Raw genomic sequence first — 12793 nt, forward strand, 5'->3', positions numbered from 1 at the left:
CTCAGTTCCTCTTCGACGACCGCTCGGGGCGCTTGCACACGCGGTCCAGCACGATGGCGAGTACGACGATGGCGAGGCCCGCCTCAAAGCCCATGGCGATGTTCACCGAGTTCAGCGCCCGCACCACCGGCTTGCCGAGACCGTCGGCGCCGACCAGCGCCGCGATGACCACCATCGACAGGCTCAGCATGATGCACTGGGTGATGCCGGCCATGATGGTCGGCAGCGCATAGGGCAGCTCCACCTTGAACAGGAGTTGCGTCTTGGTTGCGCCGAAGGCCTTGCCGGCCTCGTAGAGGTTCGGCGGTACCGAGGAGATGCCAAGATGGGTGAGGCGGATGGGGGCGGGGATGGAGAAGATCACGGTCGAGATCAGCCCCGGCACCGCGCCAAGGCCGAACAACACCAGGGTCGGGATGAGGTAGACGAAGGTCGGGATCGTCTGCATCAGGTCGAGAACCGGCCGGATCGCGGTGTACAGCCACGGGCGATGGGCGGCGGCGATGCCGATGGGGACGCCGATGACGACGCAGACCAGCGTGGCGCAGATCACCAGCGACAGGGTTTCCACGGTCGCCTGCCAGTAGCCGAGATTGGTCACCAGCAGCAGCGACCCGACGATGAAGACGACCAGACCGACCGAGCGGTGCACCAGCCACGCGCAGACCGCGAAGATGGCGATCAGCAGCAGCGGCGGTATGAACAGCAGCCCGGCGGTGAGACCGTCGATGAGACCGCCCAGCACCATCGAGACGAAATCGAAGAAACCCTGCCCATGCTCGGTCAGAAGGTCGACGAAGTTCTTGAGCCAGAGGCCGAGAGGGATCTTGTGTGCGGTCAGCCAGTCATACATGGGCGACTTCCCCGGTGAGGCGGCAAGGAGCGGGATACGCACGCAACAGGATACCCGCTGACAGGCGGGTGAGTACGGTTCGGTGGCGCGGCGGCGGGTAGGGCTGCTGTTTCAGCCGGCGACAGGTGGCCGGCCGCGCGCGCGGTGACGCGGGTGCACCGACGCCAGAGGCCCCGCTCGCGGCGCGAGCGCTGCTGCCGGCCCTTTCCCAAGGTGGGAGAGGGCCGGCCGCGGCGAAGATCAGATCTTGAGCGCCTTCTTAACGGCTTCGACCGCCGGCTTGCCGTCAATGGTGGTGACGCCCGCCAGCCAGGGTGTCCACACGGCCGGATTGGCCTTCAGCCACTTCTCGGCGGCCTTGGACGGCTCCATGCTGTCGGTGAGAATGTACCCCATCACGACGTTTTCGGTGTCGAGCGAGAACTTCAGGTTCTTGATGAAGGTGCCGACGTTCGGGCACTCGGCGATGTAGCCGGTGCGCGCGTTGGTGTAGATCGTGGCGCCGCCATAGTTGGGGCCGAACACGTCGTCGCCACCGTCCAGATACTTCAGCTTGAAGTTGGTGTTCATCGGGTGCGGCTCCCAGCCCAGGAACACGATCGGCTCCTTGCGGCGGGTGGCGCGCTCGACCTGGGCCAGCATGCCCTGCTCGCTGGATTCGACGAGCTCGAAGCCCTTCAGCCCGAACTTGTCGTCCTTGATCATGTCGAGGATCAGCCGGTTGCCGTCGTTGCCGGGCTCGATGCCGTAGATCTTGCCGCCGAGCTTGTCCTTGAACTTGGCGATGTCGGCAAAGGATTTGAGACCCTCATCGTAGAGGGTGGCCGGCACGGCGAGGGTGTATTTGGCACCTTCGAGATTGACACCGACGACATCCACCGTCTTGTCGTTCACGTAGGGCCGCAGGTCGGCTTCCATGGTCGGCATCCAGTTGCCGAGGAAGACGTCGATGTCTTTGGTCTGCATCGACTTGTAGGTGACCGGAACCGAGAGCACCTGGGTCTTCGGCGTATAACCGAGCGCTTCGAGGATCGACGAGGCAATGGCCGTCGTGGCGGTGATGTCCGTCCAGCCGACATCGGCGAAGCGCACCGACTTGCAGGCGGCGGGCTCGGCGGCATGGGCGGTGTCGCGGAGGATCGGCGTGGCGCCCAAGGCAAGCCCGAGGGCCGCGGCGGCCAGAAGTTTGTAGCTGCGCATCGTTTCTGTTCCCGTTTGCATCCTGTCCGGATCATCAAACCGGGTCCGCGGTGCGGTAGGCCCGGCACGACCAATGTAGACAAGTCGGGATCGTCACGCTCGTGCGTCTGCTGCCCGATCGAGGCGGGCAGCGGCAACATCCCTGAACGCGATCGACCCTTTCGGCCGACATCGCCCTGAGAGCGTGTCGCCGCATGCCGGCCTCTGGAGGCTTCTCTTGAACGATTATTCAATACTCGATTTGACGTGTTGTCACGCGCAATTTTTACCCATCCGATACCGTCTGGTGCGCCCGACGAGGGCATTTTGGCGGATTGCGTCATCAGGGCATAAGCGTTGCGACGCCTTGGCCTTGAGCCGCGAGGGGGCTTCCCGCTGGCTTGCGATCCATGTATTGTACGATCATTCAATAATGGGCTGGGGAGGACGAGGCTGTGCCGAGAGCGAGCGCGCGTGCTGAACTCCCTGCCGACCGGCGGCGTGGAGCGGCGGTTGACGAGGAGGTGCGCCGGCGCGAGCCGGAGGACGTCCGGCGCCGACAGCTGATCGAGGCAACGATCGAATCGCTGGCCGAGATCGGCTTCAACGCCTCCACTCTCGCGCAGATCGCCCGGCGCGCCGGTGTATCGCCCGGTCTCGTCGCCCATTATTTCGGCGACAAGGACGGACTGCTGGAGGCGACGCTGCGGTTCCTCGCGCTGCGTCTCCACCGCAGCACCGCTGCGCGGCTGCGCGCGGCGCGAGGACCACGCGCCCGTGTCCAGGCGGTGATCGACGCCAACCTCGCCCCCGAGGAATTCGACCAGCGCACCTCCAGCGTCTGGCTCGCCTTCTGGGGACAGGTGCTGCATTCGGAGCGCCTGCGCCGTGTCCAGCGGATCTATCAGGCGCGCATGCTGGCCAATCTGCGCCACGATCTGCGCGGCCTCGTCGCTGCCGGCGAGGTGCGGCGCCTCTCGATCACCATTGCTGCCGTCATCGACGGCCTCTGGCTGCGCTCCAGCCTTTCCGCCGCCGGCGAGACGGATTCGGTCAGCGCCCGCCATGTCGCGAGCGCCTTCGTCGACGCCCAGATCGCCGCCGCCCTGCCGGCCCCAGCCTTGAACGGATCCACCAACGCCATGTCCTCCCGTCCCCTGATCCATGCCAACCACATCGGCGGCCATTATCGCCCGACCGGCGGCGCCACCTTCGAGACCATCAATCCGGCGACCGGCGAGGTACTGGCCGCGATCGAGATCGCCGGCGAGGCGGAAGTGGAGGCGGCGGTCGCGGCGGCGCGGGCGGGCCAGAAGACATGGGCCGCGATGGGTGGCGCCGCACGCGGGCGCATCCTCACCCGCGTCGCCCAGCTGCTGCGGGCGCGCAACGACGAGCTCGCCCGGCTGGAGACGCTCGACACCGGCAAGCCGATCCAGGAGACCAGTGTCGTCGACGTGCTCTCGGGTGCGGACTGCATCGAGTATTACGCCGGCCTTGCCGCCTCGCTGTCGGGCGAGTATGTCGACCTCGGCCCCACGGCGTTCGGCTATACGCGGCGCGAGCCGCTCGGCATCGTCGCCGGCATCGGGGCGTGGAACTACCCGCTCCAGATCGCCTGCTGGAAATCGGCGCCGGCGCTCGCCTGCGGTAATGCGATGATCTTCAAGCCGGCGGAGCTGACCCCGCTCACCGCCTTGAAGCTCGCCGAGATCATGGCCGAGGCCGGCGTGCCGGATGGTGTGTTCAACGTCGTGCAGGGCTTCGCTGACACGGGGCGCCTGCTCACCCGCCATCCGGCGATCGCCAAGGTGTCGCTCACCGGCGAGGTCGGCACGGGCAAGAAGGTGATGGCGGATGCCGCGGGCACGCTGAAATACGTGACGCTCGAACTCGGCGGCAAGTCGCCGCTGATCGTGTTTGACGACGCCAATCTCGACGATGCCGTCTCCGGCGCCATGCTCGGCAATTTCTACTCGGCCGGCGAGGTCTGCTCGAACGGCACGCGCGTCTTCGTCAATGCCAGCGTGCGCGAGGCGTTCCTCGACAAGCTGAAGGCGCGCGTCGCCAAGATGGTCGTGGGCGATCCGCTCGATCCGGCGACGCAGGTCGGCGCCCTGATCTCCGAAGCCCATATGAACAAGGTGCTGTCCTATATCGACAAGGGCATCGTCGAGGGGGCTCGCCCGCTGACCGGTGGTGCCCGTGTCACGGAAGGGGCGCTCGGGCGCGGTTTCTTCGTTGCGCCGACCGTGTTCGACGGCTGCGGCGATGCCATGAGCATCGTCCGCGAGGAGATCTTCGGGCCGGTGATGACCGTGCTCTCCTTCGAGGACGAGGACGAGGTAATCGCTCGCGCCAACGCCACCGAATTCGGCCTTGCCGCCGGCGTCTTCACCCGCGATCTCGCCCGCGGCCATCGGGTGATCGCCCGGCTCGAAGCCGGCACCTGCTGGATCAACCATTACAACGTCACGCCGATCGAGCTGCCCTTCGGCGGGGTCAAGCAGTCCGGCCTCGGCCGCGAGAACGGCAAGGCGGCGATCGAGCATTACACCCAGCTGAAGAGCGTTTACGTCAATCTCGGCCCGGTGGAGGCACCCTACTGATGGGCGCGACCATGACTGAGGCCTTCGACTACGTCATCATCGGCGCCGGCTCGGCCGGCTGCGTGCTGGCCGACCGGCTGAGCGCGGACGGCGGCAGCAGTGTGCTCGTGCTCGAGTTCGGCGGGTCGGACAATTCCATCTTCATCCAGATGCCGACCGCGCTGTCCATCCCGATGAACATGAAGAAATACAACTGGATGTACGAGACCGAGCCGGAGCCCGGTCTCGACGGGCGGCGCCTGCATACGCCGCGCGGCAAGGTGCTCGGCGGCTCGTCGTCCATCAACGGCCTCGTCTATATGCGCGGCAGCCCGGCCGATTTCGATCGCTGGCAGGAGGAGGGCGCGCAGGGCTGGTCCTATGCGGACGTGCTGCCCTATTTCCGCCGGGCCGAAAGCCGTCGCGACGGCGGCGACGCCTATCGCGGCAGCGAGGGGCCGCTCGCGACGCGCTATGGCAGGCTAAAGAATCCGCTCTACCACGCCTTCGTTGAGGCGGCGCAGCAGGCCGGCTACCCGGCCAGCGACGACGTCAACGGCTACCAGCAGGAAGGCTTCGGCCGGATGGACATGACCGTCAAGGACGGCGTGCGCTGGTCAGCCGCGAATGCCTATCTGAAGCCGGCCATGGGCCGCGCCAACCTCAAGGTCGAGACGCATGCCCGCGTCGAGCGCATCCTGTTCGAAGGCCGCCGCGCCGTCGGCGTGCGCTGGTCGCGCCGGGGCGAGCGGTTCGAGGTGCGGGCGCGGCGGGAGGTGATCCTCTCCGGCGGCCCGATCAACTCGCCGCAGTTGCTGAAACTGTCCGGCATCGGCCATGCCGACGAGCTGAAGTCGCACGGCATCGAGGTTATCGCCCATCGCCCCGGCGTCGGCGAAAACCTGCAGGATCACCTCGAGGTCTATTTCCAGCAGGCCTGCACCAAGCCGGTCAGCCTCTATTCATCGATGGGGCTGTTCGCGCGCGGCATGATCGGCGCGCGCTGGATGCTGACCAAGGATGGGCTGGGCGCGACCAATCATTTCGAGACCTGCGGCTTCATCCGTTCGCGTGCGGGGATTGCTTCGCCCGACATCCAGTTCCATTTCCTTCCCCTCGCCGTGACCTATGACGGCCGGGGGCTGGCCTCGGAGCACGGGTACCAGGCGCATGTCGGGCCGATGCGCTCGAAGAGCCGGGGCTGGGTGCGGCTGCGCTCAGGCGATCCGGCCGAGCCACCGCGTATCCAGTTCAACTATCTCACCCATCCCGACGACCTCGTCGAGTTCCGCGCGGCGGTGCGCCTGACGCGCGAAATCTTTGCGCAGAAGGCGTTCGAGCCGTATCGGGGCCGCGAGATCCAGCCGGGGGCCGACGTGACGAGCGACGTGGCGATCGATGCCTTCGTGCGCGGTGCGGTGGAGAGCGCCTATCACCCGTCCTGCTCCTGCAAGATGGGAGCGGTGAGCGATCCGATGGCGGTGGTCGATCCGCAGATGCGGGTGATCGGCGTCGAGGGGCTGCGGGTGGTGGATTCCTCGACCATGCCCTCGATCACCAACGCCAATCTCAACGCGCCGACCATCATGATGGCGGAGAAGGCGGCCGACCACATCCTCGGCAAGCCGCTGCTGGCGCCGTCGAACGCGCCTTACTACATCGCGCCGAACTGGCAGAGCGCGCAGCGCTGATGTCAAGTATCTGCAGATAAAGGAGTTTTCATCGCCGCAGCACGCCGATCGCGCGCAGATGGGCGAGGATCTCGCGGGCGGCTTCCTGCGGCGGTGGGTCGACCAGCAGCTTGCCGCCGCCGCTCGCCGCCTGCGTCGCCGCCTTCAGCCGTTCGGCGGCGCTGGCCCCGGCGGGGCCCTTGGCGATCAGCTTCGGGCGCGGCCGATAGGGGCGCTCCTCGACCGGGGAAACCTCCGGTGCCGATGCCGCAACTCCTTCATGACGCTCGATAATTCCCCGGCGCGCGGTGCCGAAGGCGAAGGGCAGCGGCGCCGGCGCGGCCGGATGCACCGTCACCACGGCGGGCAGGCGGACGACCACGCGCCGTCGCGCGCCCTTGGCGAGGGCCTGATCGATGGTCAGCGTGCCGTCGGCATTCCGCGCTATCGCCATGGCATCGGCGACGATGGGCCGGCCGAGCGCGGCCGCGAGGTTGTAGGGTAGCAGCCCGCTATCCTCCCCGCCCTGGCCGCGCCGGCCGGCGAGGACGAGGTCGGGAGCCGCCGATTTTACTTGATCCACAAGGCTTTGCAGCGGATCGGCGGCGGCCGGCAGCGCGACGTGAACGAGGTGGGACAGGCCGTGGCCGAGCGCCTGCGCCGCGGCTTCCACGTCGGGCCCGGCGTGCAGGCCGCTGAGCGTGCCGCCGAGCCCGGCCGCGAGGCGGATCGCCTGCAGTTCCACCGGAACCGAGGCGGGGCGGGCGGAGACGGGATGGAGGCCGGCGGAGAGAAGAACCACGATGTTCATGATTCGCCTCGCCTTTCTGTCTCGTCCCGCTCCCGTGCGAGCAAGTCCAGCAAGGCCGGCATGACCTTCTGGGCGTCGGCGACGATGGCGAGGCCGGCGCGCTCGATCATCGCCGCGTGCAGGTCGGTGTTCACCGCGACGACGTGCTCGCAGCGCGCAACCCCTTGAAGATGCTGGGGTGCGCCGGCGATGCCGAGGGCGACATAGCAGGTTGCCTCCAGCACCGTGCCGGAGGCGCCGACCTGCGCGGAGCGGGGCATCAGGCCGGCGTCGCAAACCACGCGGCTGGCGCCCGGGGCGGCGCCGAGCGCGCGGGCGAGTTCGCGGAAGCTGTTGAAATCGCTCACACCATTGCCGGCGGAGAGCACGAAGTCGGCCTGCGCCAACGGGATGCTGGCGGGGTCGGCGGGGATGAAGGCGGCGCTCAGGATCGCCGGCGCCAGTCCCGCAAGAGCCTGCTCCATCTGCGGAATTTCGATCGGAAGCGCCTCGTGGCGGCCGCCGCCATGGGGCGCGACCGCATCGGGGGCGAGCGTCAAAAGGCGCGGTGGGGCGCCGCGCTGCTCGATGCGGCGGCCGCGCGCGGCGCGCGTAACATATTGTTTCGACACACTTTCCGCGCCGGCGAACAGGGGCTCGCCGGTGAGCGCCGCGACCCGGCGGGCGAGGTCGCCGCCATCGGCGCTCTCGGGGAAGAGGAGGTGGCGCAGCGGCGCCCCGCGGAGCGCTCCCGCCAGTGCCGCCGCCCGCGCGGCCGGGTCGTCGCTGGCAGGGAGGGCGACGGCGCGGTCGATGCCGGCATCGCCCAGATCGTTGATTTCGCTCGTAATAAACGCCACCACCGCGCCGCCGGCGGCATCCGCCAGCAGGCGCGCGGCGCCGATCAGCTGGCGGTCGTGCGGGGTGAGGCGCCCGCCCGGCGCGTCGGGAACGACGCCGATCAGGCAGGCGGGATCGGCGATGATCACCGTCTTCGGCGCCGGTGCAGTGAGTGCGATTTCCGGTTCGATCAGGTGGACGATCAGTGCGGTCGGTGCGGTGAGTGCAGCCTCGCGCAGCGCGCGGTCGAGCCGGCGGCGAGCGGTGCCCGCCACCAGCTGCCGTTCGGCCTCGAGGCGCGGGTCACGGCGCAGCCGGCCGGTTGCCGACACCGCGGCGGGGCCGGCCCCAGGGGCGGCGGCGAGGTCGAAGCGGGGGCGGGTGCCGCCGTCGATGCGATGGGCGGCACGCTCAATGCGGGGGTCGCGGCGGAGCCGGGCAGGGCGTTCGGCGCTCATGCCACCGGCTCCGGCCGGCGGGCGGGGGTCGCCGACGCCGCCTCCACCGCCGCCAGCACCAGCTCGGCGATGTCGCGCACCTCCGGCCGATCGCCGGTGACGCCTTCGAGCATGGCGGTGCATTGCGGGCAGGCGACCGCGACGATGGCGGCGCCGGTCGCGCCCGCCTGCGCCATGCGGATATCGGGGATGCGGCGCTCGCCCTCAATGTCGCTCACCGGCGCGCCGCCGCCGCCGCCGCAGCACATGGATCGCGGGCCGGCGCGCTCCATCTCGACCCGCTCGATGCCGAGCCGGTCGAGCAGGCGGCGCGGGGCGTCGAACTCGCCATTGTAGCGGCCGAGATAGCAGGGGTCGTGATAGGTGACGCGCGCCGCGTCCCCCGCGCCGAGGGGCAGGCGGCCGGCGGCCACGAGTTCGTCGAGAAAGGCGGCGTGGTGCACCACCTCGTAACGCCCGCCGAAGGCCGGGTATTCGTTGCGCAGCACATGCAGCGCGTGCGGGTCGGCGGTGAGGATGCGGGCGAAGCGGTATTTCGCCAGTGTTTCGATGTTGGCGCGGGCGAGGCGCTGGAAGGTCGCCTCGTCGCCGAGCCGGCGGGCGAGGTCGCCGCAGTCGCGTTCCTCCGGCCCGAGCACGGCGAAATCGACGCCGGCCTTGTGGAGCAGGGCGACCAGCGCCCGCAGCGTACGGCCATAGCGCAGCTCATAGGCGCCTTCGCCGAGCCAGAGCAGCACCTCGGCTGCGCCCTTCGCGCCGATGAGCGGCAGCGGCAGGCCGGCGGCGAAATCGGTGCGGGCGGCAAGCGGGCGCCCACCCGGCTCGTCGGCGAGGCGCAGCTCGGCGAGCGGGGCGGCGGCTTTTTCCGGCACCTCGCCGAGTTCCATCGTCTGGAACCGGCGCAGATCGACGATGGCGTCGACATGCTCGATCATCATCGGGCATTCCTCGACGCAGGCGCGGCAGGTGGTGCAGGACCACAGCGTATCGGGATGAACGAGCGCGCCGGCGCCGACGATCGGCCGATCCGGCCCGCGCCGGCCGTCGACCGGGCGGGCGTTGGGATAGGGGCTGCCGGCATAGGCGGTGGCGCCCTCGCCGGGGGTCAGGGTGGCGACGAGGTCCTGGATCAGGCGCTTGGGGTTCAGCGGCTGTCCCGCGGCAAAGGCCGGGCAGGCGACCTCGCAGCGCCCGCACTGGATGCAGGCGTCGAAACCCAGCAGACGGTTCCAGGCGAAATCGGCCGGAGTCTCGGCGCCGAGCTTTTCGGCCTCGAGATCGAGCGGCCTGAGGGCGGTCTCGCGCACGCCCTCGAAGCGCTCGGGGCGTGGATGGGCGGCGAGATGGGCGGCGCCGGCAAAGGCATGGCGCATCGGGCCGCGATCGAGCTGGAGGGCGAGGCCGGCGCCCGCCCCGGTGGCGAGGGCGAGGCCGAGCCAGGCGAGCGGCGCGACGGCACCGGCCAGCATCGCGTCCAGTGCGACGAGGAAGGCGCCGAGGCCGTAGCCGATGAGCAGGAAAGGCAGGATCTGGAAGCGCCCGCCGGAGAGCCGCGCCGGCTTCACCGGATAGCGCCGCCGCCCGACCATGGCGCCGCCGGCCAGCATCGCCGCGAAGACCAGGGCGACCAGCGCCCACCACAGGCGGGAGCCGCCGAGCGGGGGAACGAGGGCGAGGGCGGCGAGCGCCGAGCCGGCCAGCAGGCCGCCGGCGACGAGGGCATGCATGCGCGCCGCGAAGGGGTCGCGGCCGACGACGTGGTGCACGTCCACCAGATAGCGCTTCGGCAGCGCGAGCAGCCCGCGCGCCCAGTCGACCCGCGCCGCCCGCCCGATCCGCCACAGCCGCGCGCGCCGCCCGGCCACCGCCACCGCGAGGGCGGCAAGAGCGGGCACCAGCAAAGCGAGGCCGAGCGCGGTGGGGGTCATGGCGGCGTTCATATCCTCGCGCGTTGGCTCCCCGGTGGGGGAGGGGTTGTGGACGCCCTCTACCCGGCGGGGAGAAGGTTGGGTGAGGGGGCCTCGCCACGTCCGGAAGAGGGGGCTCCCCCTCACCCGTCCGCTGCGCGGCCGACCTCTCCCCGGCGGGAAAGGTAATGACCGTGGCGCCGTGTGGCGCCTCTCGTTCCTCCGTCGTCGCCGTCATGGCCGGGCCTGTCCCGGCCATCCACGTCTGCCCCGGCCGGCGGAAAGGCGTGGATCCCCGGGACGAGCCCGGGGATGACGATTCGCTGCGAGCCGCCTGTCGTCGAAGCCCTCTTCCCGGTGGGGAGAGGGTAGGATGAAGGGCGCCTCAGCCGATCCGGGACTCGGCGTCGTTCCTCCTCACAGATCCTTGCACAGGCGCAGTGAATCGTAGAGCGCGGCGTGGATGTTGCGGCCGGTCCAGGCGTCGCCGACGCGGTAGAGGGCGAAGCCGGGCTGGCCGGTCCATTGCTGCGGGCGGCCGGCGATGAGCGCGTCGAGATCGGTCTCGCCGTCATTCACAGAGGCGGTGCGCAGCTCGTGGAACAGTTCTTCGACGGGCAGCGTGCCGCAATCGACCACGACGCGGTCGACCACGCGCTCCTCCTCGGCATCGGTCATGGTGTTGCGCAGCGCCGCCACGAGGCGGTTGCCCTCCGGATAGATCTCGATCAGCTCCAGGTTCGGCGAGAGCACGACCCCGTGCTTGTAGAGTTCGCGCAGGTGGATCGGCTTGTTGGTGGTGCCGACCTCCTGGGCGATCTGCACGTCGTGCGTCGCCAGCTCGACCAGGCAGCCCTTCTTCGCCAGCACCTCGGCGGTGGAGGCGGCATTGTGGCCGCCGATCTCGTCGAAGACCAGCACCGAGCCGGTCGGCTCGACCGCGCCGGTGAGCACGTCCCAGGTGGTGACGGCGTGCTCGGCGCCCTTGGCGTGGCCGCGGTTCGCCCGCCCGCCGGTCGCCATGATCACCACGTCCGGCTGCTCGGCGAGGATGGCGGCGGGGGTGGCGGGGGTGTTCAGGCGGATGTCGACGCCCTTCTTCTGAACTTGAGCGAACAGCCAGCGCGGGATGCCGGAGAGCGCCTCGCGCCAGGTCGCCTTCGCGGCGACGTTGACCTGGCCGCCGGCGATGGCGTCCTTCTCGAACAGCACCACCTTGTGGCCGCGCTCGGCGGACACGCGGGCCGCCTCGAGCCCGGCCGGGCCGGCGCCGACGACGACCACCTTGCGCGCCACCTCCGCCTTCGGGATGACGTGGGGCATGGTCGCCTCGCGCCCGGTGGCGGCGTTCTGCAGGCACAACGCGTCGCCGCCGACATAGATGCGGTCGATGCAGTAGCCGGCGCCGACGCACTGGCGGATGTCGTCGTCGCGGCCCTCGATCAGCTTCTTGACGAGATGGGGGTCGGCGATGTGGGCGCGGGTCATGGCGATCATGTCGACATGGCCCTCCGCCACCGCGCGGGCGCCGGTGGCGAGGTCGGTGACGCGCTGGGCGTGGAAGACGGGGATGTCGACCTCGCGCTTGATCGCGCTCGGCAGGAACAGGAACGGCGCGACCGGGAACGACATGTTGGGCAGCGAGACGGCGTGGCTCATCTCGTCGCGGGCCTGGCCGCCCATGATGTTGAGGAAATCGACGAGGCCGTCGCGGGCGTAGGTCGCGGCGATCTCGACGCAGTCCTCGTGGGAGAGACCGTCGGCGATCATCTCGTCGCCGGACATGCGGATGCCGATGACATAGTCCGGCCCCACCGCCTCGCGCATGGCTTCGAGCACCTCGCGGCCGAGGCGCATGCGGTTGGCGAGCGAGCCGCCATACTCGTCCGTGCGCTGGTTCACGCTCGGCGACCAGAACTGGTCGACGAGGTGGCCGTGGGCGGCGGAAATCTCGCAGCCGTCGAGCCCGCCCTCCTTGCAGCGGCGCGCCGCCTCGGCGAACGACTTCACCACGCGGCGGATGTCGTGGCGGTCCATCTCGCGCGGGATGGTGCGCGAGGTGGGCTCGCGGCGGGGCGAGGCGGAGAGGGTGGGCAGCCAGTGCTCGGTGTCCCACTTGGTGCGCCGGCCCATATGGGTGAGCTGGATCATCAGCTTGGCGCCGTGGGCGTGCACGCGCTCGGCGAACTGCCGGAAATAGGGGATGACGCTGTCGTCGGCGACGGAGATCTGGTTCCACGGCGCGGCCGGACTGTCGATGGCGACGGAGGAGGAGCCGCCGAACATGGTGAGCCCGATGCCGCCCTTCGCCTTCTCCATATGGTAGAGCTGGTAGCGTTCCTGCGGCTTTCCGTCCTTGCCGTAGCCGGGCGCGTGCGAGGTCGACATCACCCGGTTGCGGATGGTGAGACCCTTGATCGTCAATGGCTTGAGCAGTGCGTCGGCGTTGGCGATCATGCGGGCGGGTCGCTCATGGGCTCGGCGGCGGGGACGGCGCCCCGTCGCATG

At 69.6% G+C, this 12793-nt stretch carries 8 protein-coding genes; 2 read left to right on the forward strand and 6 right to left on the reverse strand.

What is annotated here, in order from left to right:
- Position 1: 1 nt before the first annotated feature.
- Together choW and ACEUEL_RS02525 are read right to left on the reverse strand one after the other, a co-directional pair.
- Positions 2 to 853: a choline ABC transporter permease subunit gene (gene choW, locus ACEUEL_RS02520; RefSeq protein WP_405701824.1), complete on the reverse strand. Its 852-nt coding sequence runs from the start codon at positions 851 to 853 to the stop codon at positions 2 to 4.
- A gap of 240 nt (positions 854 to 1093) precedes the next feature.
- Positions 1094 to 2053: a choline ABC transporter substrate-binding protein gene (locus ACEUEL_RS02525; protein ID WP_405701825.1), complete on the reverse strand. Its 960-nt coding sequence runs from the start codon at positions 2051 to 2053 to the stop codon at positions 1094 to 1096.
- A 434-nt stretch (positions 2054 to 2487) separates the two neighbouring features.
- Here ACEUEL_RS02525 and betB point away from each other — a divergent pair, with 434 nt between their 5' ends.
- A complete protein-coding gene (betB, locus tag ACEUEL_RS02530; protein WP_405701826.1) occupies positions 2488 to 4641 on the forward strand; it encodes a betaine-aldehyde dehydrogenase in 2154 nt (717 codons plus the stop codon).
- 11 nt (positions 4642 to 4652) lie between these two features.
- Positions 4653 to 6311, forward strand: a complete 1659-nt coding sequence (betA, locus tag ACEUEL_RS02535) for a choline dehydrogenase (RefSeq protein WP_405701828.1) — start codon at positions 4653 to 4655, stop codon at positions 6309 to 6311.
- Between the two features lie 28 nt (positions 6312 to 6339).
- Here betA and ACEUEL_RS02540 read toward each other — a convergent pair whose 3' ends face one another.
- The 4 genes from ACEUEL_RS02540 to ACEUEL_RS02555 all read right to left on the reverse strand — a co-directional run bounded on the left by ACEUEL_RS02540 (position 6340) and on the right by ACEUEL_RS02555 (position 12742).
- On the reverse strand, positions 6340 to 7101 hold the full coding sequence (locus ACEUEL_RS02540) for an adenine nucleotide alpha hydrolase family protein (protein ID WP_405701829.1): 762 nt from the start codon (positions 7099 to 7101) through the stop codon (positions 6340 to 6342).
- A complete protein-coding gene (locus tag ACEUEL_RS02545; protein WP_405701831.1) occupies positions 7098 to 8378 on the reverse strand; it encodes an electron transfer flavoprotein subunit alpha/FixB family protein in 1281 nt (426 codons plus the stop codon). The genes ACEUEL_RS02540 and ACEUEL_RS02545 overlap by 4 nt, the downstream gene beginning before the upstream one ends.
- A complete protein-coding gene (locus tag ACEUEL_RS02550; protein ID WP_405701832.1) occupies positions 8375 to 10306 on the reverse strand; it encodes a DUF3483 domain-containing protein in 1932 nt (643 codons plus the stop codon). The genes ACEUEL_RS02545 and ACEUEL_RS02550 overlap by 4 nt, the downstream gene beginning before the upstream one ends.
- A gap of 396 nt (positions 10307 to 10702) precedes the next feature.
- Positions 10703 to 12742, reverse strand: a complete 2040-nt coding sequence (locus ACEUEL_RS02555) for an oxidoreductase (protein WP_405701834.1) — start codon at positions 12740 to 12742, stop codon at positions 10703 to 10705.
- Positions 12743 to 12793 lie beyond the last annotated feature (51 nt).

Source organism: Ancylobacter terrae, assembly GCF_045108345.1.
In the GTDB taxonomy this organism is placed as follows: Bacteria; Pseudomonadota; Alphaproteobacteria; order Rhizobiales; family Xanthobacteraceae; genus Ancylobacter.

What these genes read in the sequence shown, in the direction of transcription:
- choW (WP_405701824.1), bottom strand. Translation starts at nt 853, where the DNA reads ATGTATGACTGGCTGACCGCACACAAGATCCCTCTCGGCCTCTGGCTC.
- ACEUEL_RS02525 (WP_405701825.1), bottom strand. Translation starts at nt 2,053, where the DNA reads ATGCGCAGCTACAAACTTCTGGCCGCCGCGGCCCTCGGGCTTGCCTTG.
- betA (WP_405701828.1), top strand. Translation starts at nt 4,653, where the DNA reads ATGACTGAGGCCTTCGACTACGTCATCATCGGCGCCGGCTCGGCCGGC.
- ACEUEL_RS02540 (WP_405701829.1), bottom strand. Translation starts at nt 7,101, where the DNA reads ATGAACATCGTGGTTCTTCTCTCCGCCGGCCTCCATCCCGTCTCCGCC.
- ACEUEL_RS02545 (WP_405701831.1), bottom strand. Translation starts at nt 8,378, where the DNA reads ATGAGCGCCGAACGCCCTGCCCGGCTCCGCCGCGACCCCCGCATTGAG.
- ACEUEL_RS02550 (WP_405701832.1), bottom strand. Translation starts at nt 10,306, where the DNA reads ATGACCCCCACCGCGCTCGGCCTCGCTTTGCTGGTGCCCGCTCTTGCC.
- ACEUEL_RS02555 (WP_405701834.1), bottom strand. Translation starts at nt 12,742, where the DNA reads ATGATCGCCAACGCCGACGCACTGCTCAAGCCATTGACGATCAAGGGT.